General features: G+C 70.5%; 25 protein-coding genes and 1 tRNA gene. 16 read left to right on the top strand and 10 right to left on the bottom strand.

Features of this window, described 5'->3' with window-relative positions; all coding sequences use genetic code 11:
• The first annotated feature begins 83 nt into the window (after nucleotides 1-83).
• From topA to ABKW26_RS04785, 3 genes are all read left to right on the top strand, one after another.
• Entirely contained in the window at nucleotides 84-2,930 is a 2,847-nt protein-coding gene (topA, locus tag ABKW26_RS04795; RefSeq protein WP_348591338.1) for a type I DNA topoisomerase, read from the top strand.
• Between the two features lie 129 nt (nucleotides 2,931-3,059).
• A complete protein-coding gene (locus tag ABKW26_RS04790; RefSeq protein WP_348591336.1) occupies nucleotides 3,060-4,187 on the top strand; it encodes a Gfo/Idh/MocA family oxidoreductase in 1,128 nt (375 codons plus the stop codon).
• The gene (locus ABKW26_RS04785) at nucleotides 4,184-5,245 is read left to right on the top strand and encodes a Gfo/Idh/MocA family oxidoreductase (protein WP_348591334.1); all 1,062 of its coding nucleotides are present in this window, start codon (nucleotides 4,184-4,186) and stop codon (nucleotides 5,243-5,245) included. Before ABKW26_RS04790 ends, ABKW26_RS04785 begins: the two co-directional genes overlap by 4 nt.
• Nucleotides 5,246-5,248: 3 nt before the next feature.
• On the opposite strand, the gene ABKW26_RS04780 is transcribed toward ABKW26_RS04785, so the two are convergent.
• On the bottom strand, nucleotides 5,249-5,491 hold the full coding sequence (locus ABKW26_RS04780; RefSeq protein WP_348591332.1) for a hypothetical protein: 243 nt from the start codon (nucleotides 5,489-5,491) through the stop codon (nucleotides 5,249-5,251).
• Nucleotides 5,492-5,578: 87 nt separating this feature from the next.
• Between ABKW26_RS04780 and ABKW26_RS04775 the strand changes: the two genes are divergently transcribed.
• Nucleotides 5,579-6,067, top strand: a complete 489-nt coding sequence (locus ABKW26_RS04775) for a MarR family transcriptional regulator (protein ID WP_348591330.1) — start codon at nucleotides 5,579-5,581, stop codon at nucleotides 6,065-6,067.
• 38 nt (nucleotides 6,068-6,105) lie between these two features.
• On the opposite strand, the gene ABKW26_RS04770 is transcribed toward ABKW26_RS04775, so the two are convergent.
• On the bottom strand, nucleotides 6,106-6,771 hold the full coding sequence (locus tag ABKW26_RS04770; protein ID WP_348591328.1) for an HAD-IA family hydrolase: 666 nt from the start codon (nucleotides 6,769-6,771) through the stop codon (nucleotides 6,106-6,108).
• Nucleotides 6,772-6,887: 116 nt separating this feature from the next.
• Here ABKW26_RS04770 and tmk point away from each other — a divergent pair, with 116 nt between their 5' ends.
• The 4 genes from tmk to ABKW26_RS04750 all read left to right on the top strand — a co-directional run bounded on the left by tmk (nucleotide 6,888) and on the right by ABKW26_RS04750 (nucleotide 10,585).
• Entirely contained in the window at nucleotides 6,888-7,529 is a 642-nt protein-coding gene (gene tmk, locus ABKW26_RS04765) for a dTMP kinase (protein WP_348591327.1), read from the top strand.
• A complete protein-coding gene (locus tag ABKW26_RS04760; RefSeq protein WP_348591325.1) occupies nucleotides 7,526-8,662 on the top strand; it encodes a DNA polymerase III subunit delta' in 1,137 nt (378 codons plus the stop codon). Before tmk ends, ABKW26_RS04760 begins: the two co-directional genes overlap by 4 nt.
• An 82-nt stretch (nucleotides 8,663-8,744) precedes the next feature.
• Nucleotides 8,745-10,358, top strand: a complete 1,614-nt coding sequence (locus tag ABKW26_RS04755; protein WP_348591323.1) for an alpha/beta hydrolase — start codon at nucleotides 8,745-8,747, stop codon at nucleotides 10,356-10,358.
• A 154-nt stretch (nucleotides 10,359-10,512) separates the two neighbouring features.
• A tRNA-Thr gene (locus ABKW26_RS04750) sits at nucleotides 10,513-10,585 on the top strand.
• 123 nt (nucleotides 10,586-10,708) lie between these two features.
• On the opposite strand, the gene ABKW26_RS04745 is transcribed toward ABKW26_RS04750, so the two are convergent.
• Genes ABKW26_RS04745 through ABKW26_RS04735 form a run of 3 tightly spaced genes read right to left on the bottom strand, consistent with a single transcriptional unit; the run spans nucleotide 10,709 to nucleotide 12,221 of the window.
• A complete protein-coding gene (locus tag ABKW26_RS04745; protein ID WP_348591321.1) occupies nucleotides 10,709-10,969 on the bottom strand; it encodes a hypothetical protein in 261 nt (86 codons plus the stop codon).
• Nucleotides 10,970-10,972: 3 nt separating this feature from the next.
• Complete coding sequence (locus tag ABKW26_RS04740; protein WP_348591319.1) at nucleotides 10,973-11,842, bottom strand: M15 family metallopeptidase; 870 nt, start codon at nucleotides 11,840-11,842, stop codon at nucleotides 10,973-10,975.
• A 37-nt stretch (nucleotides 11,843-11,879) separates the two neighbouring features.
• Nucleotides 11,880-12,221, bottom strand: a complete 342-nt coding sequence (locus tag ABKW26_RS04735) for a hypothetical protein (protein WP_348591317.1) — start codon at nucleotides 12,219-12,221, stop codon at nucleotides 11,880-11,882.
• A gap of 554 nt (nucleotides 12,222-12,775) precedes the next feature.
• Here ABKW26_RS04735 and ABKW26_RS04730 point away from each other — a divergent pair.
• Nucleotides 12,776-13,396: a M15 family metallopeptidase gene (locus ABKW26_RS04730; protein WP_348591315.1), complete on the top strand. Its 621-nt coding sequence runs from the start codon at nucleotides 12,776-12,778 to the stop codon at nucleotides 13,394-13,396.
• A 321-nt stretch (nucleotides 13,397-13,717) separates the two neighbouring features.
• Here ABKW26_RS04730 and ABKW26_RS04725 read toward each other — a convergent pair whose 3' ends face one another.
• Genes ABKW26_RS04725 through ABKW26_RS04710 form a run of 4 tightly spaced genes read right to left on the bottom strand, consistent with a single transcriptional unit; the run spans nucleotide 13,718 to nucleotide 15,561 of the window.
• Entirely contained in the window at nucleotides 13,718-14,218 is a 501-nt protein-coding gene (locus ABKW26_RS04725; protein WP_348591313.1) for a hypothetical protein, read from the bottom strand.
• Complete coding sequence (locus tag ABKW26_RS04720) at nucleotides 14,211-14,801, bottom strand: hypothetical protein (RefSeq protein ID WP_348591311.1); 591 nt, start codon at nucleotides 14,799-14,801, stop codon at nucleotides 14,211-14,213. Before ABKW26_RS04720 ends, ABKW26_RS04725 begins: the two co-directional genes overlap by 8 nt.
• Nucleotides 14,802-14,850: 49 nt before the next feature.
• Entirely contained in the window at nucleotides 14,851-15,207 is a 357-nt protein-coding gene (locus tag ABKW26_RS04715; RefSeq protein WP_348591309.1) for a WhiB family transcriptional regulator, read from the bottom strand.
• 30 nt (nucleotides 15,208-15,237) lie between these two features.
• Nucleotides 15,238-15,561 carry a hypothetical protein gene (locus tag ABKW26_RS04710; RefSeq protein ID WP_348591307.1) on the bottom strand — a complete coding sequence of 108 codons (324 nt, stop codon included), beginning with the start codon at nucleotides 15,559-15,561 and terminating at the stop codon, nucleotides 15,238-15,240.
• Nucleotides 15,562-15,760: 199 nt separating this feature from the next.
• Here ABKW26_RS04710 and ABKW26_RS04705 point away from each other — a divergent pair, with 199 nt between their 5' ends.
• The 6 genes from ABKW26_RS04705 (at nucleotide 15,761) to ABKW26_RS04680 (ending at nucleotide 19,655) form a co-directional block, all read left to right on the top strand.
• Complete coding sequence (locus ABKW26_RS04705; RefSeq protein ID WP_348591305.1) at nucleotides 15,761-16,162, top strand: helix-turn-helix transcriptional regulator; 402 nt, start codon at nucleotides 15,761-15,763, stop codon at nucleotides 16,160-16,162.
• Nucleotides 16,159-16,596 carry an ImmA/IrrE family metallo-endopeptidase gene (locus ABKW26_RS04700; protein ID WP_348591543.1) on the top strand — a complete coding sequence of 146 codons (438 nt, stop codon included), beginning with the start codon at nucleotides 16,159-16,161 and terminating at the stop codon, nucleotides 16,594-16,596. The genes ABKW26_RS04705 and ABKW26_RS04700 overlap by 4 nt, the downstream gene beginning before the upstream one ends.
• A gap of 339 nt (nucleotides 16,597-16,935) precedes the next feature.
• Entirely contained in the window at nucleotides 16,936-18,459 is a 1,524-nt protein-coding gene (locus tag ABKW26_RS04695) for a GGDEF domain-containing protein (protein ID WP_348591303.1), read from the top strand.
• A 70-nt stretch (nucleotides 18,460-18,529) separates the two neighbouring features.
• Nucleotides 18,530-18,727: a PspC domain-containing protein gene (locus tag ABKW26_RS04690; RefSeq protein ID WP_348591301.1), complete on the top strand. Its 198-nt coding sequence runs from the start codon at nucleotides 18,530-18,532 to the stop codon at nucleotides 18,725-18,727.
• 67 nt (nucleotides 18,728-18,794) lie between these two features.
• The gene (locus ABKW26_RS04685; RefSeq protein ID WP_348591299.1) at nucleotides 18,795-19,205 is read left to right on the top strand and encodes a hypothetical protein; all 411 of its coding nucleotides are present in this window, start codon (nucleotides 18,795-18,797) and stop codon (nucleotides 19,203-19,205) included.
• Between the two features lie 168 nt (nucleotides 19,206-19,373).
• Nucleotides 19,374-19,655, top strand: a complete 282-nt coding sequence (locus tag ABKW26_RS04680; protein ID WP_348591297.1) for a hypothetical protein — start codon at nucleotides 19,374-19,376, stop codon at nucleotides 19,653-19,655.
• 67 nt (nucleotides 19,656-19,722) lie between these two features.
• Here ABKW26_RS04680 and ABKW26_RS04675 read toward each other — a convergent pair whose 3' ends face one another.
• Nucleotides 19,723-20,988 (bottom strand): MFS transporter, encoded by a 1,266-nt coding sequence (locus tag ABKW26_RS04675; protein WP_348591295.1) that lies wholly within the window; start codon nucleotides 20,986-20,988, stop codon nucleotides 19,723-19,725.
• A gap of 134 nt (nucleotides 20,989-21,122) precedes the next feature.
• On the opposite strand from ABKW26_RS04675, the gene ABKW26_RS04670 reads away from it, so the two are divergent.
• Nucleotides 21,123-21,695: a sigma-70 family RNA polymerase sigma factor gene (locus tag ABKW26_RS04670; RefSeq protein WP_348591293.1), complete on the top strand. Its 573-nt coding sequence runs from the start codon at nucleotides 21,123-21,125 to the stop codon at nucleotides 21,693-21,695.
• Nucleotides 21,696-21,735 lie beyond the last annotated feature (40 nt).

Here is a 21,735-nt window from a genome sequence, read left to right as displayed (position 1 = left end):
TGACGGGGTTTCGCGGAGGCCGTAGGCTGCCGAAGAACCGTCCGTCATGCTCAGCACGACCTCGTCATGGAAGCAGGCCTTGAATGTCCGCTGGTCGCAAACTCGTCATCGTGGAGTCGCCCGCCAAGGCGCGCACGATCGCCGGCTATCTCGGCGACGAGTACGAGGTCGAGGCGAGCGTCGGGCACATCCGGGACCTGCCCCAGCCCTCGGACATGCCCCCGGACATGAAGAAGGGCCCCTTCGGCAAGTTCGCCGTGAACGTCGACGACGGCTTCGAGCCGTACTACGAGGTCTACGCGGACAAGAAGAAGAAGGTCGCCGAGCTGAAGAAGGCTCTGAAGAGCGCAGACGAGCTCTACCTCGCAACAGACGAGGACCGCGAGGGCGAGGCCATCGCGTGGCACCTGCTCCAGGAGCTCAAGCCCAAGGTCCCGGTCAAGCGCATGGTGTTCCACGAGATCACGCGCGAGGCGATCCACCGTGCGCTGGAGAACACCCGCGAGCTCGACGACCGCCTCGTCGACGCGCAGGAGACCCGCCGCATCCTCGACCGTCTCTACGGCTACGAGGTGTCCCCGGTCCTGTGGCGCAAGGTTCGTCAGGGCCTGTCTGCCGGTCGTGTGCAGTCCGTCGCGACGCGCCTCGTCGTCGAGCGTGAGCGCGAGCGGATGGCCTTCGTCACGGCGAACTACTGGGACGTGTCGGGTGAATTCACGACGGTCACCGGGCCCGACTCGGGGGAGTGGTTCACCGCCAAGCTCGTCCAGGTCGACGGAGCGCGCGTCGCCTCCGGGCGTGACTTCTCGGACGCCGGCGAGCTCAAGGTACCGAAGGGCGTGGTGCACCTCGACGAGAGCGCGGCGCGCGCTCTCGTGACGGCTCTCGAGAACCAGCCGGCCGCGGTCCGCAGCCTCGAGACCAAGCCGTACACGCGTCGTCCCGCCGCTCCGTTCACCACCTCGACGCTGCAGCAGGAGGCGTCGCGCAAGCTGCGCATGTCGTCGCGCCAGGCGATGCGCACCGCGCAGGGCCTGTACGAGAACGGCTACATCACCTACATGCGTACGGACTCTCCGTCGCTGTCCGCCCAGGCGACGGACGCCGCTCGTCGCCAGGCCGCCGAGCTCTACGGTCCCGAGTACGTGCCGGACGCTCCGCGCGTCTACTCGACCAAGAACAAGGGTGCGCAGGAGGCCCACGAGGCCATCCGCCCTGCCGGGGACTCCTTCCGCACGCCTGCACAGGTCTCGCGCGAGATCAGCGGCGACCAGTTCAAGCTCTACGAGCTCATCTGGAAGCGCACCGTCGCGTCGCAGATGGGTGACGCACGCGGTTCGACCGCGTCGGTCCGCCTGGCCGTCGAGGCCGCCGCCGGCAGCGGGACCACCGAGGCCGTCTTCGCCGCCTCGGGCACGGTCATCACCTTCCGCGGCTTCCTCGCCGCGTACGAGGAGGGGCGCGACACCGAGCGCTACGGCGACGAGGCGAGCGGCGCGGACGACGCCAAGACGAAGAAGGCCGAGGACGCCCGCCTGCCGCAGATGGCCGAGGGCGACGCCCTCGACGGTCGTGACCTCGCCGCCGACGGGCACTCGACCTCCGCGCCCCCGCGCTTCACCGAGGCGAGCCTCGTCAAGGCGCTCGAGGAGCGCGGCATCGGCCGCCCCTCGACGTACGCGTCGACGATCTCGGTCATCCAGGACCGGGGCTACGTGCTCAACCGCGGACAGGCCCTCGTGCCGAGCTGGCTCGCGTTCGCCGTCATCCGGCTCCTCGAGGAGCACTTCAGCCAGCTCGTCGACTACGACTTCACGGCGGGCATGGAGGCGGACCTCGACGCCATCGCGGCGGGCGACATGGACCGCGTCGCGTGGCTCACGACGTTCTACTTCGGCGACCCTGCTGCCGGCGCGGACGGCGAAGGGCTCCACCAGCTCGTCGAGGACCTCGGCGACATCGACGCGCGCGAGATCAACTCGATCGCGATCGGCGAGGGCATCACGCTGCGCGTCGGGCGCTACGGCCCGTACATCGAGGACACCGCCGCCGAGGTCAAGGAGGGGGAGACCCCGCCGCGCGCCTCCGTGCCGGACGAGGTCGCCCCGGACGAGCTCACGGTGGCGAAGGCCCGCGAGCTGCTCGAGACCCAGGGAGACGGTGACACCGTGCTCGGCCAGGACCCGGCCACCGGGACGACGATCGTCGCGAAGGCCGGGCGCTACGGCCCGTACGTCACCGAGGTGCTGCCCGAGCCCGAGTTCGAGGAAGGCCTCTCGGCGGCCGCGCTCAAGCGCGCGAAGGCTGCGCTGCCCAAGCCGCGCACCGCGTCGCTGCTCAAGACGATGTCCGTGCAGACCGTCACGCTCGACGATGCGCTCATGCTCCTCTCGCTGCCGCGCGTGGTGGGGACGGACCCGGAGTCGGGTGTCGAGATCACGGCGCAGAACGGCCGCTACGGCCCGTACCTCAAGCGCGGCACCGACTCCCGGACGCTGCCGAGCGAGGAGTCGATGTTCACCGTGACCCTCGCGGAGGCGCTCGAGATCTACGCCCAGCCCAAGCGTGGTCGCGGCGCCACGGCCGCACCGCCGCTCAAGGAGCTGGGTGAGGACCCGACGTCGGGCAAGCCGATCGTCATCAAGGAAGGCCGCTTCGGCGCGTACGTCACCGACGGCACGACGAACCGGACCCTCCCGAAGGACGTGACGATCGAGGGCATGACCCACGAGCAGGCCGTCGACCTCCTCGCCGAGAAGCGGGGGAAGACTCCGGTCAAGCGGACGACGACGAAGGCTGCCGCGAAGAAGGCCCCGGCGAAGAAGGCACCTGCCAAGACCGCTGCTGCTGCGAAGACGACTGCTGCGAAGAAGCCCGCTGCGAAGAAGCCGGCCGCGAAGAAGCCGGCCGCCGAGAAGCCGTCGGCCTAGCGACGGCATGCGGCTGCTGCGGCGCGGTGACGCGGTGTGCAGCGGCCGCTCCCGGCGGCCGGGGCGGCGACCCGCCGTGGCTGTGGACCGTCGCGACGCATCGTGGGTGGTGTCGGCTAGCGTGGACGCATGACCGAGAGCAGCGCAGCCCTGATCGCCCAGCACGTCCCTGCCCCACCCACGTCGGACGGTGCGTCGCCGGCCTCGACCGGTCCGGTCGGAGCCCGCAGCTCCGTGCCGTCTCCGCACGACGCGCCCTCGATCCGCTGGGGGATCCTCGGCGCCGGCGGCATCGCCTCGACCTTCGCGCAGGCCGTGACGACGGGGACGTCGTCCCACGTCGTGGCGGTCGGGTCCCGCGACCCTGAGCGCGCCCGGGCCTTCGCGGACGCGAACCTCGGACCGGACGCCGCAGCGGTCCGTATCCACGCGACCTACGAGGCGCTCGTCGCCGACCCGGAGATCGACGCGATCTACGTCGCGACCCCGCACTCGCACCACCATGAGCACGCCCTCCTCGCTATCCGCGCCGGGAAGAACGTCCTCGTCGAGAAGGCCTTCACGCGCAACGCCTCGGAGGCCGAGGAGGTCTTCGCCGCAGCGCGCGAGCAGGGTGTCTTCGTCATGGAGGCCATGTGGACGCGGTTCCTCCCGCACGTCGCTGCGCTGCGCGCCGCGATCGCACGGGGAGAGATCGGTGACGTCGTGTCGCTCGTCGCCGACCACGGACAGTTCTTCGACGTCCCCGTGGACCACCGTCTCGTCAACCGCGACCTCGCGGGCGGCGCGCTGCTCGACCTCGGGGTCTACCCGGTCTCGTTCGCCCACGACCTCCTCGGGGTGCCGGAGTCGATCACCGCTGTCGGGCAGCTGACGGACACGGGTGTCGACGGTCAGATCTCGATGGTCTTCGAGTACCCGGGCAACGTCCAGGCCCTCCTCCACACCACGCTGTGGGCCAAGACTCCGACGACGGCGACCATCTCCGGTACCGCCGGACGCATCGAGGTCGACGGGAGCTTCTACGGACCGAGCTCGTTCCGGGTCGTCCGGCTCGACGGCTCGACGGTGACGTACGAGCGCCCCGCGATCAAGGGGCTCGAGTTCGAGGCCGCGGAGGTCGCACGCCGGATCACCGCGGGCGAGACCGAGTCCGAGAGGATGTCCTGGCAGGGCACGCTCGAGGTCATGCGGTCGATGGACGAGATCCGTCGCCAGATCGGTCTGGCCTACCCGGGGGAGAGCTCGCCGCGATGACTGCACCGCCCGCACCCACCACGCTCCTCACCGACGCGGTCCCCGACCCGATGGAGGCGCCCCCGCTGCGCTGGGGCGTGCTCGGGGCCGGGTACATCGGCGGCTCGTTCGCCGACGCCGTGGCGCGGTACACGGCAGGCAGCGTCATCGCGACCGGTTCGCGCGACGTCGCGAAGGCGGTGCGGTTCGCCGCCGAGCACGGCATCGAGCGGGCGTACGGGTCGTACGAGGAGCTCGTGACGGACCCGGACGTCGACGCCGTGTACATCGCGACCCCGCACTCCCACCACCGCGAGCACGCGCGCCTCGCGATCGGGGCGGGCAAGCACGTCCTCGTCGAGAAGGCGTTCACGCGCAACGCGACCGAGGCGCGGCAGGTCGTCGACGCGGCGCGGGGCGCGGGCGTCTTCTGCATGGAGGCGATGATGACGCGCCACCTGCCGCACGTCGCGGCGCTCCGGGACGTCATCGCGCGTGGCGACATCGGCGAGGTGCGTGAGCTGCGCGCGGGATTCGACGTCGCGAGCCCGTTCGACGCCCAGCACCGGATGTACCGCCCGGAGCTCGCGGGGGGTGTGCTGCTCGACCTCGGGATCTACCCGCTCTCGTTCGCGGTCGACCTCCTCGGTCTCCCCGACGAGGTCCGGGCCACGGGACTCCTCGCTCCCACGGGTGTCGACGTCCACGACGCGATCGTCTTGCGGTACGGCCAGGAGGCGCTCGCGTCGTTGTCGACCACGGTTCGCGCAGCGTCTCCGTCGGTGGCCACGATCGTCGGCTCCGAGGGGCGCATCGACGTAGCGGAGCAGTACTTCGTGCCGACGAGCTTCAGGGTGACGAGCGCGTCCGGCCTCGTCCAGGAGTATGACGGTCGCCCTCGTGACGAGGCAGGCCGCCCGTACGAGGAGGGCAAGCAGTACGAGGCTGCCGAGGTCGCCCGGTGCATCGCCGAAGGGCTCACGGAGAGCCCGCGGATGACGCTCGACGAGACGCTCGCGCTCATGGAGATCATGGACGATGTCCGCGCACAGATCGGCGTCGTCTATCCCGGCGAGTGATGCTCAGGCGTCGGCGGCGGTGTCGTCCACGGGCACCGCGACGACGTAGCTGTGGCCGTCAGGCCCGACGACCCGCGTGAGCTCCGTGCGCAGGGTGGCGTCGCGCTGACGCTCGGCAGCGTTCGCGGGTCGCACGGGTGCCGTGGAGTCGCCGACCTGCGCGGGGCCGAAGACGGGCAGCAGGCCTTCGGTCAGGCGCATGCCGCGGGTCTTGCCGTTCGCAGGCTTGGGCTTGCGACCGAGCATGGGCATCCTCCAGCGTGATGACTGCGGGAGCGCGGCTCCCAGATGATTGGTGCACCAAGCATACCGGGCTCGCCTAGGCTGAGGGGTGTGACGTCATCACCCCCGGACCGGGGCGCGAGCGACCCCGAGGCCGTTCTCGACCCGCTCTCGCTCGAGACCCAGGTCTGCTTCGCCCTCTCCGCCGCGGCGCGCGCGCTCGTCGCCATCTACCGGCCGATCCTCGAGCCGCTGCGCCTGACCCACCCGCAGTACCTCGTCATGCTCGCGCTGTGGGAGAGCGGCCCGCTCTCCGGGGCAGAGCTCGCCGGGCTCGTGCACCTCGACCCCGGGACGCTGTCCCCGCTCGTCGCTCGGCTCGAGGCGCTCGGCTACGTCCGCAAGTCCCGCTCGGTCGACGACGCTCGAGTCATGAGCATCTCCCTCACCACGGCAGGCCGTGCCCTCCGGGAGCAGGCCAAGGACGTCCCCGCCCAGGTCGTCGAACGCACCGGGATGAGCGTCGACGAGCTCACACAGGTCCGGCTCGCCGCCGACCGCGTCGTGGCTGCCGGCCGGCAGGCGGGCGTCCTGGGCTGACGGCACGACCCGGGGGATGGCGCGTCCTGGGTGACGGGCTAGAGGTCGACGATCGTCAGTGTGCCGTCGGCGGCGACCTGCACGGTCACCGAGGCGACGCTCGGGGCGTGCGCGTCGGCGTCGAGCGTGTCGAGCTCGTGCGTCCCGCTCACGGCGAGCGTCGCGCACCCGGCGGCCCGGCCGGAGGCGAGCCCCGCCGGTGCGTCCTCCACCACGAGGCAGCGGGACGGGTCGAGGCCGAGCCGCGCTGCGCCGAGCGCGAAGGGCTCGGGGTCGGGCTTGCCGTTCACCACGTCGTCGGCCGTCACGACGACCTCGGGGACGTCGATCCCCGCCGCCGCGATGCGGGCACGGGCCAGGTCGCGCGTGCACGAGGTGACGATCGCGACCCGGTCGGCTGGAAGAGCCGCGAGCAGGTCTGCCGCTCCTTCCAGGAGGAGGACGCCGTCGACGTCGGCGATCTCGATCTCGTCGATCCGGGCGACGGCCGCGTCGACGGCCTCGGCGGGCAGGAGGCGCTCGACGAGCGTGCGTGCAGGGGTGCCGTGGGAGATGCGGAACGTCGCCGGGTCGAACCCGTGCTCTCCCGCCCACCGCGCCCAGCTGCGGTCGACCGCGGCGATCGAGCTGATGAGCGTCCCGTCCATGTCGAACAGGATGGCGTCGAAGGTCCGTCCGGCGAATGCGGATCCTGGTGTGAGCATGCCCCAACCCTAAGCGGCGGTCCCGCGCCGCAGCTCCGTGGCGCTGTGGCGAGAACCTGGCTGCCGGGTGCCGCGGACGGCCGCTCGCGTCACTGCCCGCACGTAGGCTGAGCGGTGTGAACCCACTCGAGACCGCCGGCATCTTCATCTCCTTCGAGGGCGGTGACGGCGTCGGCAAGTCGACCCAGTCGCGGCTGCTCGGCGAGTGGCTCGGCGACGTCACCGGTCGTGCGGTGGTGTGGACCCGCGAGCCCGGTGGCACCGAGCTCGGACTCGTGCTCCGCCAGGCGGTGCTGCACGGCGACCACATGGACCCGCGCACCGAGGCGCTCCTCTACGCGGCGGACCGCGCGCACCACGTCGCGACGGTCGTCCGGCCTGCGCTGGAGCGCGGTGACGTCGTCATCACGGACCGTTACCTCGACTCGTCCGTGGCGTACCAGGCGGGCGGTCGGGCCCTCGCGACGGACGAGGTGGAGAACCTCTCCCTCTGGGCGGTCGAAGGGCTGCTGCCCCACATGACCATCCTGCTCGACCTCGATCCCACCGTCGGTGCCGCGCGTCTGACGGACGCCCCCGACCGCCTCGAGCGCGCGGGTGACGAGTTCCACCGGCGCACCCGGCAGGCGTTCCTCGACCGCTCGGCGCAGGACCCGGCGCGGTGGCTCGTCGTCGACGCCTCACGTTCGAAGGAGGCGATCCGCGACACGATCCGCCTCGCGGTGACGTCCCGTCTGGACCTGGCGGTGGCGCGGTGAGCGTCTGGGACGACGTCGTCGGGCAGGACTCCGCGATCGAGACGCTCCGCGGTGCGATCGAGGACCCGGGCGCGATGACGCACGCGTGGCTCCTGACCGGCCCGCCCGGCTCGGGCCGCTCGAACGCGGCACGCGCCTTCGCGGCGGCGCTGCAGTGCGAGCGGGGCGGCTGCGGGGAGTGCCACGCGTGCACGACGACCCTGTCGGGCACCCACGCCGACCTCACCGTGGTCGCCACGGAGAAGGTGACCATCGCGATCGACGAGGTGCGTGCCCTCATCGGCGTCGCGTCGCGGACGCCGTCGCAGGGTCGGTGGCGCGTCATCCTCGTGGAGGACGCGGACCGCATGGCGGAGCGCACCACGAACGTTCTCCTCAAGGCGATCGAGGAGCCGCCGCCGCGCACCGTGTGGCTCCTGTGCGCGCCGAGCCCGCAGGACGTCATGGTGACCATCCGGTCGCGGTGCCGCGGTGTGTCGTTGCGGGTGCCGCCCGTCGAGGCTGTCGCTGCTCTGCTCGAGTCGCGCGATGGCATCGCCCCTCAGGTGGCCATCGCGGCGGCGCGCGCAGCGCAGTCGCACATCGGCCTCGCGCGGCGTCTCGCCCGCGACGCGGGGGCGCGCGACCGCCGCACGTCGGTGCTCGCCATCGCGCGGAGCATCCGGGGTGTGCCCGACGCGGTCATCGCGGCCGGTGAGCTCGTCGAGGTGTCGCAGGCGGAGGCCAAGGCGGCCACCGAGGAGCGGGACGGCGACGAGAAGGCGGCACTGCTCCGCGCTCTCGGGGCCGAGTCGGGGCAGGGCCTCACCCCGGCGCTCCGGTCGCAGGTGAAGCAGCTCGAGGACGACCAGAAGAGGCGGGCGACCCGGCGGCAGCGGGACGTCCTCGACCGCGCGATGATCGATCTTCTCTCGCTGTACCGGGACGTGCTCGTGGTGCAGCTCGGCGCGACGGTCGACCTCGTCAACGTCGAGCTCGCCGAGACCGTGCAGTCGCTCGCGGAGGAGTCCACCGCCGAGCAGACGGTCCGGCGGATGGACGCGATCGGCGTCGCGCGGACCCGGCTCGCGGGCAACGTCTCCCCGGTCCTCGCTCTCGAGGCCATGGCCATCGCCCTGCGGCCGCAGGGTTGAGCCGAGAGTCGTAGATGCGATAGACCGAAGTACCCATGGTGCTGGGTGTCGATCACCAGGTTCTTTGGCTAGTTTTAGTCCCGTGATCCTCGCTGCGAACGACCCGACCGTGCCTGCCGGCCCTTCTCCTCGACGTCGAGCGGCAGGTCCGGTCCGGTGGGCGAGCCTCGCTGCGGTCCTCGCGGGCGCGTCTCTCGTGGTGGCGGGGTGCTCCTCGCCGGAGCCCAAGGAGCAGGCTGCGGTCACCGCCGGCGGTGACCCGTCGCCGACGGACAGCCCGAGCGTTCCCGCCGACGACATCCCGGCGGAGCTCCTTGAGTACTACGAGCAGGACGTCGCGTGGGACGGCTGCGGCTCGGGCTTCGAGTGTGCCGACGTGACCGTCCCGCTCGACTGGGATGCGCCGGCCGACGGCTCGATCACCATCGGGGTCAAGCGTCACCCCGCCGAGGGGGAGAAGCTCGGCACCGTCCTCATCAACCCGGGCGGGCCGGGCGGTTCCGGCATCGACTTCGTCGCCTACGCGCCCTTCATGTTCGGTGACCCGCTCCTGGAGAGCTACGACATCCTCGGCTTCGACCCGCGTGGCGTGGGCGAGTCGAGCCCCGTCACGTGCCTGACGGACGAGGAGAAGGACGTCTACAACGCGAAGTCCTACGTGCCGGACGACGCCGGTCTCGCGGCGATGGAGGCGGACGCGACCTTCGTCGCGGAGCAGTGTGCGATCAACACGGGCGAGGTCCTCGGCGAGATCGACACGCAGAGCTCGGCGCGCGACATGGACGTCATCCGGGCCGTGGTCGGTGACGCGCAGCTCAACTATCTCGGCTTCTCCTACGGCACCCAGCTCGGGGCGACGTACGCGGGGATCTTCCCGGCGAAGGTCGGCCGCATGGTGCTCGACGGCGCGATCGACCTCCGCCTGACGGTCCACGAGCAGAGCCTCCAGCAGGCGGTCGGCTTCGAGAACGCCCTGACGGCGTACGTCGAGGACTGCCAGGCCGGCAGCGCCTGCCCGTTGACGGGGGACGCCACCGAGGGCAAGGCGCAGGTCAAGGCGCTGCTCGACGGTCTGCTGGCCAACCCGCTGCCGACGGACGACTCCGAGCGTCCTCTGACGCAGACCCAGGCGTTCTACGGGATCGCTCAGCCCCTGTACTCCCAGACGCTGTGGCCGATGCTCACGACGGCGCTCGAGACGGCCATCGTCGCGGGCGACGGGTCGGAGCTTCTCGAGAGCGCCGACTCGTACAACTCGCGCGAGGACGACGGGACGTACTCCGACAACCAGGGCGAGGCGTTCCGGGCGATCGGCTGCCTCGACGGTCGCGGCGAGACGGATCGCGCGACGATGGACGCCGAGGCTGCGGAGATCGTCGCGGCAGCGCCGACGATGGGCTCGTTCTTCGGTTACGGCGGGCTCGGCTGCAAGAACTGGCCGTACCCCGAGGTTGCGCAGGACTTCGACCTCGCCGCGACGGGCGCGGCGCCGATCGTCGTCATCGGCACGACGAACGACCCGGCCACCCCGTACGTCTGGGCCGAGGGGCTCTCGGAGCAGCTCGAGTCCGGCGTTCTCGTGACCTTCGAGGGCGAGGGGCACACGGCCTACGGCTCCTCGAACAGCTGCATCCTCGACGCGGTCGACACCTACTTCGTCGACGGGACGGTTCCCGACGACGGGCTCCTGTGCTGACCCGTCTGGACGTGGTCGCGTGGACGCGCCTAGGGCGTGACGTGGTTCACGCGGGGCAGAGCGCCCTCGTTTTGGTGTGAACGCCATCCGGTCGGTACAGTAGGCGCGGTTCTTCACTTGGGTTCGTGACACGCTCCGTGCCCAGGAGAAGCCGGCCGCCTTAGCTCAGTCGGTAGAGCGTCTCACTCGTAATGAGAAGGTCATCAGTTCGATTCTGATAGGCGGCTCAGGTAGCACGAACGGCCCGGTTCCAACGGTGAGTTGGAGTCGGGCCTTCGTCGTCTCAGGACGGCCCGGGAAGAGGACGGCCGGGAGGCCGGGTCAAGAACACAAACTTGACTGACCCCTATCTAGTCCACAGCCTTTATGGACCGGTTCGCCGGTGTGGCGGACGGCTCGCTGTGCTGTGCGGTCGGGGTGACCTGCGATCGGGCCCAGGCGGCGGTGGAGACCTCGACGAGCACGTACGCCGCCGCGACCGTGGCGAGCACGGCCGTGGCGATGTCTTCCGGGACGGTGAGACCGGCCGCGGCGAGGAGCAGGAAGAACGCCCGGACGACCGTGGCGACGGCGACGGGCTCGAGGGCGAGGATGCGGCGGATGGTGGTCATGGATCAGTCCTTCTGTGTGATGGTGAGTCCTGCGAGTGCCGCCTCGACGGATGCGGTGACGGCCGTGCGGATGACGTCGGGGGCGACGTCGCCGCCGACCGCCTGGCCGTCGAGGAGGCGTTGGGTGCCGTCGTCGTGCCACGCGATGAGTCCTGCGAGCGAGGTGCGGCCCTCGACCGTGCCACCGCGTGGGATCGGGGTGTTGAGGACGGCGTCGACGATCGCCGTGGCGGTCGACCTCGTCGCGCCCTGGATGACGCCCTGGAGGTGGTCTCGGGACGTGTTGAGCTCAATACGGATCTGGCCGAGGAACTGGCCTAGGGTGCGGCCTGCGAACTCGGGGTGACCTGCGTTGAGCAGGCCGGCGACGATCTCTTCGGTGCTGGGCATGTTGTCCTCCTCGGACGTGGTGGTGGAGGTGGCGTCGGCGGCTCCGCCGACAGCGCTTCGTGCTCGTCCGTCGTTGACCCAGTGCCAGGGTTCGTTGATCGAGCGCCCCTCGGTGTTGGACCATCCGAGCGACGGGCCTGTTGTGGCCATCCAGCGGTAGAACGGTCCGGTGAACGGTCCGGCGTTGCGGACGTCGATCGCGAGACCCTTCCCATGGTTCGACGTGCCCGGGACTGCGGCTGTGGCCTGGTCGGTCTTGAGGAAATAGGTTCGGCCGTTCCAGACCTTCACCGGTCGGTGCGGCAGGTGCGTCGTGGTGTAGCGCTCGAGAAAGGTGCGCTCCTGAGTCTCGTAGGGGCGGAATGCGTCAGAGGCCGACGTGATGGTCAGCGTGTGGCCAGAGTCAGCGGCGAGCGCCCGCCAGAGCTCGAAGCTCTCTGCGGCGGCAGGGAGCAGGCGGCCGCCGACGCTGAGCCGCGTCATGGCGGACGATGGGATCCTGCCGTTCGCGAAGGCCATGTCAGATCCCTTCTGGGCGTGCGGGTGGTGGTGGGGCGTGCCCTGCCCAGATGTGGGCCTCGAGGATGTCGATGTGGTCTGAGCGGCCCCGTGAGATGCCTTCGACGTCGTCCATCCGCTCACGGAGAGTGCGCATCTCGACGCGCATCTCTCGCATGTCCGAGAGCATCGTCACGATGAACGCGTCCCGGTCGGCGACCGTGTCTCGCCGGGCTTCGCGCTGGTCACCCGCGAGCTGTGACGTCGCGGATCGGTGGGCGCTGTACACGCTCACGGCACCACCTCCGAGAAGGAACGTGACGACCGGACCGACGATGTATGTGGCGATGTCGCCGCCTTCCATGGGCTCACCCTTCCTTCGCGGCGCGGGTCTGGTGCTCGAGGACGTCGATCGCCTCTGTCACGGTGTCGATCGGCGGTTCCTCGAGCAGGGGAGGCCGAAGCCGCCGCGGACGTCGGAGCGGTTGCGGGTGTCGACGTCACGGTGGCTCGTGGTGCGGGTGGTTGGTCCCATGAGGAAAGTCTAACTTTATGGAACTTGAGATGGAATCTGCTAGCGAGGACGCCCCGCTCTTCCGATGACGTCTGCCTCTGAAGTCACGTGAGCCGTCGACCGGCCCTGAAGTTCCAACTTGCCCTGGCTCGGTGGCTTCGCGCGGCTTGCGCTGAGGGCTGGCGGCCTAGGGTGTAGAAATCGAACACACGTTCGATCATGATCGTCTAGCACAAGCCGGAGAACGCACCGGCACCAACCTCCACACAAGGAGCGAATTGGAACCGACGATCAGAACCGCGACCGCCAGGGTCGCAACCGCCGCAGCTGGGCCCTGGGGCGGGCACAGCAACGGGCGCATCCCGACCTCCGCCCTCACCCGACTGTCCTGGGACTCGACAGAGATGCTCCGGTCCGACGCCGCGGCAGCCTTCGAAGCCCTGAACGTCGCCTACCGCGGACGTTTCGGTCAGAACATCAGCATCACCGACTCGTACCGCACCTACGACCAGCAGGTCGCGCTCAAGGCCCAGAAGGGCAACCTCGCCGCCACACCCGGCACGTCGAACCACGGGTGGGCCCTCGCAGTCGACCTCGGCGGCGGGATCAACACGAGCTTCACCTCAGTCCAGTACCTCTGGATGTCCAGCAACGCGCCCCGCTACGGGTGGATCAACCCGGCATGGGCAAAGCCCGGCCCCGGGTACCAGAAGTCAGAGCCCTGGCACTGGGAGTTCACCGGCAGCACCACCATCCCGACCCCCACACCCAACCCCCCTCAGGAGGACATCATCGCTACCCTCGACGAACTTCGCTCGGTCGTCCGATCCGAGATCAAGCAGCTCCACGCCCTGCTCCTGCGCAGCAAGGCCGGCGGCATCGTGCTGGTCAACGGGAAGGGCGCTCACGTCCTCACCCCCGGGGAGTGGGAGACGCTCCGAAACCTCGGCTACGCGATCGACCACGACGAGATGGACCAGGGACCGTTCGACGCGCTCGTCCGTGCGTACGGCGGATTCGCCTGACAGACGAGTCCTGGCATGACGCTGGCCCCTCGTTCGCCGACACGGCGAGCGGGGGGCCAGCGGCGTCTCCGACGGCCGTCCTCGGCACGCCTCGGACACGGCTCGCTTCACCCACCGGTCTTGCAACCGCCGCCACCCGTCCCCGGCGCGGTGGGGGGCGTCCTGGTGCCCCGGGGGCCTGTCTGCGCCGGACGGCGCGCTCGTCGATGCCGCATGCGATGGCGACGTCGAGGGCGGCGGTATCGCGGATGGAGTGGGTCGAGACGCCGTCGGGATGGTGTCGAGCCTCGCGAGGGGGCCTGGGCTGGTCCCGGCGGACCTTCAGGGGAGGTGGGACGGGACCTCTGCCGGACCTCTGCGGGTATCGGGGCCGGGCTGACGGACGAGGTGCCCGTGACGTGCCGGACTGTTCTGGGCGGTCGCGAGGATCTCCCTCACGCGCTGGTGCGGCACCTTCGGTTCCTGCGACGCCTGGCGAGCGACGCTCGTCGCCTCGACGCGATCCGCACGGCATGCTCCGCAGTTGTCCGCCCGGTACGACGAGTGCCCGGGCTCCGTGCACCTCGGGAAACGGATCGGCTCGACACCGGCGCCGCCCTGGACTGTCTGCGATGCGGACCACCATGCGCCGTGAGCGTTGAGCAGCTGTGGCGTCTTCGTCGTGGGGTCTGACGCGACGACCACTGCGGCGATCACGAGGTCCCGGTAGGCCCGCGCCTCGTGGTGGCGGGTGAGGAACGTGACGAGGCTCGAGACGCGCCAGTCGGGGCGGAGGCTGTTCATGGCTGCGGCGATGCGCTGGATCTCGTCGGCGCTAGCCACGGTTCGTCATCTCTCGGTCGTCGATCGTCGCGCCCTCGCGGGCGTCACCTGGGTGACGACTTGACGTTTGGCGGTCAGCTCTGACTACGGGACTGGACACCAGTACGGGTACGGGTCGGGTCGGGTCGGGTCGGGTCACTGTTACTCCCGCCGTAGCCGCCGCGTGAGTAACGGCGTTACCGACGCGTTCCATCTCGTCGTGCGGCTCGTGCGGCTCGTGCGGCTCGTGCTGCCCGTCCGTGGTGGTGTGTCGGCGCCTTGCGTCCCACCGCGCCTTGCGTTCTCTCGATGCTCGCTGCTGGGCACGGACCTGCTCCCTGGAGGGGTTGTACTCGAGGAAGTCGTGGATGACCCATCCGTTGCTGGAGGGCTCCCAGAGCCCGCGCAGGACGAGCTCGGTGGCGCGCTTGTCGGCGGACCTGATGGCAGGCATGTCGTCAAGGTCCTCGTGGCTGATGTGGCCGTCGAGCCCGTCGCGTGCGGCCATGTTCATGGCGGTGACGTGGAGGCGGAACGCGCCGTCGGAGAGGCGGCGGACCTTGCGGTGCCAGGCGAACATGTCGTCGAGCTTGAGCCAGGTCATCGGCATGCCCCTTGTGCTGGTCGGTGGTTGTCGAGGGTGACAGGGAGCGTCATCGGGAGTCTCCGGGTCGCGGCGAGGCACGGATGGACTCGGTGAGGTCGGCGACGAGGGTGCGGCGCTCGCTGGCTGGCAGGTCACGGCGCTGGGTCTTCGTCATGCCGCCGCGGACGAGCCACGGTCCGAAGGTGTCGGTGGCTTCCTCGGTGAGCGCGTCGAGGAGGCACTCGCGACGGACCGGGCAGCGCGCGCAGACGGCCTTGGCGCGTTCGCCGTCGTGGCGGTTGACGGCGTCGAAGAGCTCGGGGTCGAGGCCGCGGCAGATGGCGTCGTCGCGCCACGCGTTCGACCGAGGGAGGGACGTGCCGGCGGCCGAGCGGCGGGAGAGCGTGTGCACGGTGGTGCTCACGAATGGGCGTCCTTCGTGGGGCGTGCCATGTCAGTTCTCCTCGGGAAGGGGGCGGACGAGTCGGTAGACCTCGGCTGGTCGGGTGCGGTTGCGGGTGCGGGTGTTGCCGTTGGGGCGGAAGCGGTCGGTGTGGGCGAGGTAGCCGCCGCGTGCGAGGTGGCAGATGGTCGCGCCGACCTGCGGTCCGGTGGCCCACGGCGGAAGGAGTGGGCGGACGTCGGCGATGTGGACGAGACCGCCGTTGCGGGCGGCCGCGGTGGTGACGGCCTCTCGGATCGCGGAGCGGATCTCGATGGATCCGGGCCGGAAGTCTGTGGCGGCGAGATCAACTTCATCCAGTTTATTCCCTGTCATGTTCCGCACTCTTCCATGGCCCGTTCGCAGTCGTCAAGGAACGCAGTCGAACTCTTGGGGATTTCGAACGGCTTTTGATCGATCGAGTCGGATGATCAAGGGACTGTCGCGCCGACGGAATACGGTAGAGTTCGTGCCGTCCAGGACGTGGAGCCATAGAGTTCCCTCCAAGTGCCATCATGTCCAAGAGAGGTCCGCCATGTTCCCGAACGCCGACACCGCCCGCGGCGCGGTCATCGCCGAGCTCAACAAGCGCGGCGTGAGCCCAACCGACCTCGCCCGCCAAGCCAAGCTCGACGCCGGCACCGTCAACGACTTCCTCAACGGCGTGCGCTGGCCCCGGCCTGCGTCCCTGGCGAAGATCGAGCGGTTCCTCGACTGGGCACCCGGGACCATCGAGAACACAGCCCGTGGGTATCCCACCGGCGCCGGTGGTGTCAGTGGAGCCGGGCACGATGACGTCTCAGGCGTCCTCCTCGACATCGACGAGTCGGCCTATGCCGACCTGACGCACGAGGAGCGCACGGAAGCGATCACGGCCGCGAAGCTCACCTACCTCGAGCGGGCGCGAGCCATCCGACGAGCACGGGAGTCCGACTGACCTATAGCCCTTGGCGTGACGCGGAACGGCGTCACCCGGACATCGATATCGAGTACACCGCCCTCGCGCCCGCACGTGGGGTCTGGGTGCGCAGCGAGCAGATGATCCTTCTGGACCGAGACCTCGAGCGTGCGTGGCGGCGGGCGACGCTTGCACACGAGCTGGCGCACGTCGACCTCGACCACCGTGGTGACGTCGAGGGGTACTTCGCGCGGCGCATGGAAAGGGAGGCGAACCTGCTCGCGGCCCGGAGACTCCTCGCGAGCCTCGACGCGATCGGGGACGCCATCGCAGCGCACGGGGGAGACACGGCGGCGGTCGCCGATGAGCTGGACGTCCCGTCGGAGGTCCTCATCCGCCGCATGGAGAACATGCATCCCCGGGACCGGGCCCGTGTCGTCGCCCGCTCGCGCCGGGTGCAGCGCGTGTCCTGACCCGTGACAAGACCTCACCTCGAGACGAGGTGCGGCGTTCGGCAGCCCGTGCGGACGTGCCTGGGCGGCGGCCGCTCCCGTCGGTCGACGGGTCATGATGCGCTCTCGTCGACCGATAAGGACGGTGCCGCCCCCGAGCCACCGAGCCTCGGACAGCCCGTGTGCGGTGGAGACCGGGTCGGGCTCCCCAGGCCAGGGTCACGGAGGGAGTGCGTCACGATGCTCGATGCACCCCCGTCTGGCCTTCGCTCAGGCCGCCTAGGCAGGCTGCGCGGTCACGCCCTGCGTCGCGCCTCGAGCGGCGCCACCGCACCTCGGCCGGGGCCGTCCCGTCCGACGATGAACCGGCTCGTCGCCCGGCTGGGTCGGCCGACGACGGCAGTCCTCGTCTACTACGTGCTCTACGTCGCGTCGTACCTCTGGCTCCCGCTCTCGGAGGACGCGTGGATCGTGTGGACGGACCTCGCGTACCTCCCGCTCAACGTCGCGAGCATCGTCCTGGCGCTGCGGGTCGTCGGCCTCCGGCTGCTCGAGCGACGCTCCCGTGTGGCGTGGTCGTTCGTCGCGGGCTCCATGGTGTTCCAGGCGTGGGGCGACACGGCGTGGACGTACCTCGAGGTCCTCCGCGGAGGTGTGCCGGACGTCTCGGTCGCGGACCTCGGCTACGGCGTCATGTACCCGCTCATGTTCGTCGGGCTGCTCCTCCTGCCGCAGCGTCGTTGGGGGTGGCGACCGAGCCTCATCCTCACGCTCGACGCTGCGACGGTCGTCGGGGCGGGGTTCATGGTGATCTGGACGGTCTCGCTGGGATCGGCGGTCGAGGAGGGGATCGACTCGCTCGCCGGAGTCCTGGCGGTCGCCTATCCCGTCGGTGACCTGCTCCTCGTGCTGGGTCTGGTCACGGTGGCCCTGCGTGGCGCGGCGACAGCGAACCGGGGCGCCATGGTCGCGCTGCTCGCCGGCCTCGTCTGCCTCATCGTCTCGGACACCGCCTACGCCTACCTCGACGCGCACGGCGGAGACACGCGCTGGGTGGACCTCACATGGATCGCTGCGCTGGGGCTCTTCGCCGTCAGTGCAGATCAGTACCGCAGGGCAGCACTGCGGGAGGCGCGTCGCCCGCAGTCGCCGCTCGCGTCGGTGATGTCCGACATCCGGCCGCCGGCTCGTCTGCCGTACGTCGCGGTGCTCGCGTCCTATGCCGTGGTGGCGCACGCGGCGCTCAACGTGCCGCTGTTCCCGCTCGGTGGCCTGCTGCTCGGCAGCGTCGGCGTGACGATCGCGGTGGTCGCGCGGCAGCTCTTCTCCGCAGGGGAGTATGCCGCGCTCGCCGAGCGGTACCGGCACGCGGCGACGACGGACGACCTCACCGGTCTGCTCACGCGGCGCCACTTCTTCGAGCTGGCCGAGCAGCGTCTGGCGCTCGACGCGCGTGCGGGCCAGCCGTCGACGCTCATGGTCATCGACGTCGACCGCTTCAAGCGGATCAACGACTCCTACGGGCACCTCGCCGGGGATGCCGTCCTCCGGGAGATCGCCGACAGGTGCCGTGCGACGGTGCGCGCCGGCGACCTCCTCGGGCGCTACGGCGGGGACGAGCTCCTCGTCCTCCTTCCGGGCATGGGGGCCGCCGAGGCTCAGCCTGTCGCCGAGCGCATGGTCGAGGTCGTCGCGGCCGAGCCGGTGCGGACGCTGGGGCACGCGATCGAGGTCACGTTGAGCATCGGCCACACCACCACGGACGGGGAGGTCGGCCTCCAGGCGCTCATCGGTCGCGCGGACTCTGCGCTCTACGGCGTCAAGGACGGGGGACGCGGCGGTGCCGCGGGGACGGTCGCGACGGTCGACCCCGAGCGCCCCTGACGTGATCTCAGGGGCGGTCTCCGGGGAGTCCCCGATGTCCCTGACCGTCCTGCTCCGTAGCGTTGCAGGCATGGAAACGACGACCCGAACCCTCTCCCGTCCCCGCCACGGCGCGATGATCGCGGGCGTGTGCGCCGGCCTCGCCCGGCACTTCGACATGGCCCCGACGACGGTCCGGCTCCTTGCCGTCGCGTCGTGCCTCCTCCCAGGTCCCCAGGTTCTGGCCTACGTGGTGCTGTGGGCGGCGATTCCGCGCGACGGCGCCTGAGCCCGGGAACGCGCCTCATCGTGCGCGGCCCGGCAGGCTACGGGGAGCCCCGCTACTGTGGGGCGGCATGAGCTCAGCACTCTCTCGCGGGTCGGGGGCCACCCCGTCCGCCCTCGTCCTGGCCGCCACGCTGACGGCGGCCGGCATCCTGCACCTCGTGGTGCCGCGGACCTTCGAGGACCTCGTCCCCGAGCGGCTCGGGGACGCGCGGGCGTGGGTGCTCGGCAGCGGGGTCGCTGAGGTCGCGTGCGGGGTCGCGGTGGCCGTCCCGGCGACTCGTCGGGTGGGTGCGCTGGCCGCCGCTGGTCTCTTCGTCGCCGTGTTCCCCGGCAACGTGACCATGGCGCTGAAGTCCCGTCGCGGGGCGCGGCACCTGGCGCGGAACCCCCTCGTCGCGTGGGGCCGGCTGCCGCTCCAGGTCCCTCTGGTGCTCTGGGCGCACGGAGTTGCCGCAGGTGCTCACGGACCCCGACGGTAATCGCGGCGGCGACGTACCGTGGGTCGGTGAGCTCACAGCCGGCTCCCAGCAGATACCGTGACAAACGGTGCAGAGTGCACCGTGTGTGTGGCCTGAGAGCGGAAAAAACCGGCCGTCTGGCGGTCGTGCCGTGCGATTGACGGTAAGTTCGACACTATGCAATCGACAGTGAGCCTCCATATTCCGACGACCGAGGAAGATGTGCAACGCGTCCTCAACCGCCTCAAGCTCAAGGCCAACACGGGCCTCGGCCCCGACGTGCGCTACGTCGACGCCAACCGCAAGGGCACGAAGGACGAGACCGCCGTCGTCGTCCGCATGAACGTCGAGGCGCTGGACCCGAGCAAGGAAGAGCTCGAAGGGTTCGTCAGCGCTCTCGAAGCAGTCATGAAGAACGGCAGCGGAGTGAAGTTCGGCAAGATCACGGTCCTGGGCGTCAACCCCCTCTGACCGACGCTGTGATCGACGCAGTCGATCTGACCAGCCAGGAGACGTGAGGCGTCGCTGACGACGTGGCTCAAGAAGCCGGGCCACCGTCGACAGCCCCGGCAGCGTTGCCCGAGGGGCGTGCAGGTCGGATCGACGCGGCGACCAGCCCGGCGGCGGTCATGAGGACGAGCGCGCCGAGCACCACGAGCAGCGGGACGGTCCACCCCCCGACGGCGGCGTGGACGGAGCCGAGGGCGAACGGTCCCACGGCCGCGGCACCGTAGCCGAGGGTCTGCACCATCGCCGACAGGCGTCGGGCGTCGCCCTGGCTCCGGGAGTGGTGGACCACGAGCGTGAAGATCACAGTGAAGTTCCCGCCCTGGGAGACCCCGGCGCAGAACGCCCACAGAGGCCACAGCCCGGGAGCCGCGAGGAGGCCGACGGGCAGGGCCAGCCACAGGACGCTCATCCCCGCGAACACGGTGCGCAGCGGGATCTTCTGTGCGACGAGGGCAGGGACACCGATCCCCCCGAGGATCCCGGCGAGCTGGAAGAGCGACGCTCCGCCGCCCGCACCTTCCGTGCTCAGCCCGTCGAGGTCGCTGAGGATCTTCGGCAGCCACGTCGTGACGGCATAGTAGGAGAACGCCTGACCACCGAACGTGAGGGTGAGGCACCACGCGATCGGACGGCGCCAGACCGGCCCGCCGGTCGACTCCGTCACGAGCACCACGGGCGCTGACACCCGCCCGGCGGTCGCCCTGCGCCACAGGATTCCCGCGACCACCATGAGCAGCGCCCACGCGGCGAGAGCCCAGCGCCACCCGACGAGCGCCGCGAGCGGCGCGGTGAGCAGCGTCGTGAGCACGGAGCCGAGGTTGAGCGCCGCCGTGTACATGCCGGTGACGGTGCCGGCGCGGTGCGCGAAGTCACGGCTGATGATGACCGGCACGGCGACGTTGCCGACGGTGATGCCCAGCCCGATGAGGACGGTGCCGGCGACAGCCGTCTCGATCCCGCCCGAAGAGCGCAGGACGGTCCCCGAGAACACGACGAGGAGCGAGATCGCGACGGCACGCTCGAGACCGGCCCGAGCGATGAGCAGGGACGCGAGCGGGGCGGCGAGGGCGAAGCACAGCACGGGGATGCCCGTGAGCAGCCCGACCGTCTCCTGGCTGACGCCCAGCCCGTCGGCGATCGTCTCGACGACGGGGGCGAGGGCCACGAACGGACCACGGAGGTTGAGCGCGTAGACGAGGACTGCCACGAGCAGGAGCCCGCCGGCTCCGTAGGTGCGTGCCTGCGTGGTGATGGAGTGGCCTTCCCTGGGATCGGACGCTCCCAGGCTAGCCAACCTCGGAGCGTGACCTGGCCCGCGACCCGCGGCCACGAGCTGTGATCTGATCGTCACCTGCGGAGCGTGCAAGATCGCGCGCTGCCACGACACATGCGGGTAGGACGAACAGGCCACGACCTCTGGAGATCGACGTGACACAGCTCGCCGCGACCGGGCCGGACCGGGCCGCGCCCTGGTTCGACGACCTCTTCCGTGCCCACGCCACGACCGTCTACCGGTTCGTGGCGCGTCGTGCGGGACGCGACGAGGCGGACGACCTCACCGCTGAGACCTTCGCCGTCGCGTGGCGCAGGCGCCAGGACGTCCCGGAGGGGCACGAGCTGCCGTGGCTGTACCGGACGGCGGGGTTCCTCGTGGCGAACCATCACCGCAAGAGGCGTCCTACCCCGGTCGACACGCTCCCGGACGAGGCTGACCCGACCTCGGTGGAAGCCGTCGTCCTCGCGGACCTCGAGGTGAGAACGGCGTTCGCGACGCTCGGTGCCCGCGACCGGGAGGTGCTCCTCCTCGCGGCGTGGGAGGGGTTGCGCGGCGAGGCGCTGGCGGCGGCCCTGGGGGTCTCGCGCGGTGGGGCCGACGCGGCGCTCTCCCGTGCCCGTGCCCGGCTCCGCGAGGCGTGGCAGGCGGCCGGCGCCGACTCGGGTCGCGAGGCCGTTGCTCCGCCGGGCGCAAGGTCGCCGGACCCCACGACACAGACGGGATAGAGGGTCCGGACGAGGATCCCTCCGCACTCTGACCCTCAGC

This window comes from Sanguibacter sp. 25GB23B1 (genome assembly GCF_040012415.1).
In the GTDB taxonomy this organism is placed as follows: domain Bacteria; phylum Actinomycetota; class Actinomycetes; order Actinomycetales; family Cellulomonadaceae; genus Sanguibacter.
This window is presented reverse-complemented; position numbering and strand designations above follow the sequence as displayed.

Coding starts and splice junctions, on each gene's coding strand:
- topA (WP_348591338.1), top strand. CDS start 84: ATGTCCGCTGGTCGCAAACTCGTCATCGTGGAGTCGCCCGCCAAGGCG.
- ABKW26_RS04790 (WP_348591336.1), top strand. CDS start 3,060: ATGACCGAGAGCAGCGCAGCCCTGATCGCCCAGCACGTCCCTGCCCCA.
- ABKW26_RS04785 (WP_348591334.1), top strand. CDS start 4,184: ATGACTGCACCGCCCGCACCCACCACGCTCCTCACCGACGCGGTCCCC.
- ABKW26_RS04780 (WP_348591332.1), bottom strand. CDS start 5,491: ATGCTCGGTCGCAAGCCCAAGCCTGCGAACGGCAAGACCCGCGGCATG.
- ABKW26_RS04770 (WP_348591328.1), bottom strand. CDS start 6,771: ATGCTCACACCAGGATCCGCATTCGCCGGACGGACCTTCGACGCCATC.
- ABKW26_RS04745 (WP_348591321.1), bottom strand. CDS start 10,969: ATGACCACCATCCGCCGCATCCTCGCCCTCGAGCCCGTCGCCGTCGCC.
- ABKW26_RS04740 (WP_348591319.1), bottom strand. CDS start 11,842: ATGACGCGGCTCAGCGTCGGCGGCCGCCTGCTCCCTGCCGCCGCAGAG.
- ABKW26_RS04735 (WP_348591317.1), bottom strand. CDS start 12,221: ATGGAAGGCGGCGACATCGCCACATACATCGTCGGTCCGGTCGTCACG.
- ABKW26_RS04730 (WP_348591315.1), top strand. CDS start 12,776: ATGCTCCGGTCCGACGCCGCGGCAGCCTTCGAAGCCCTGAACGTCGCC.
- ABKW26_RS04720 (WP_348591311.1), bottom strand. CDS start 14,801: ATGACCTGGCTCAAGCTCGACGACATGTTCGCCTGGCACCGCAAGGTC.
- ABKW26_RS04710 (WP_348591307.1), bottom strand. CDS start 15,561: ATGACAGGGAATAAACTGGATGAAGTTGATCTCGCCGCCACAGACTTC.
- ABKW26_RS04705 (WP_348591305.1), top strand. CDS start 15,761: ATGTTCCCGAACGCCGACACCGCCCGCGGCGCGGTCATCGCCGAGCTC.
- ABKW26_RS04695 (WP_348591303.1), top strand. CDS start 16,936: ATGAACCGGCTCGTCGCCCGGCTGGGTCGGCCGACGACGGCAGTCCTC.
- ABKW26_RS04690 (WP_348591301.1), top strand. CDS start 18,530: ATGGAAACGACGACCCGAACCCTCTCCCGTCCCCGCCACGGCGCGATG.
- ABKW26_RS04685 (WP_348591299.1), top strand. CDS start 18,795: ATGAGCTCAGCACTCTCTCGCGGGTCGGGGGCCACCCCGTCCGCCCTC.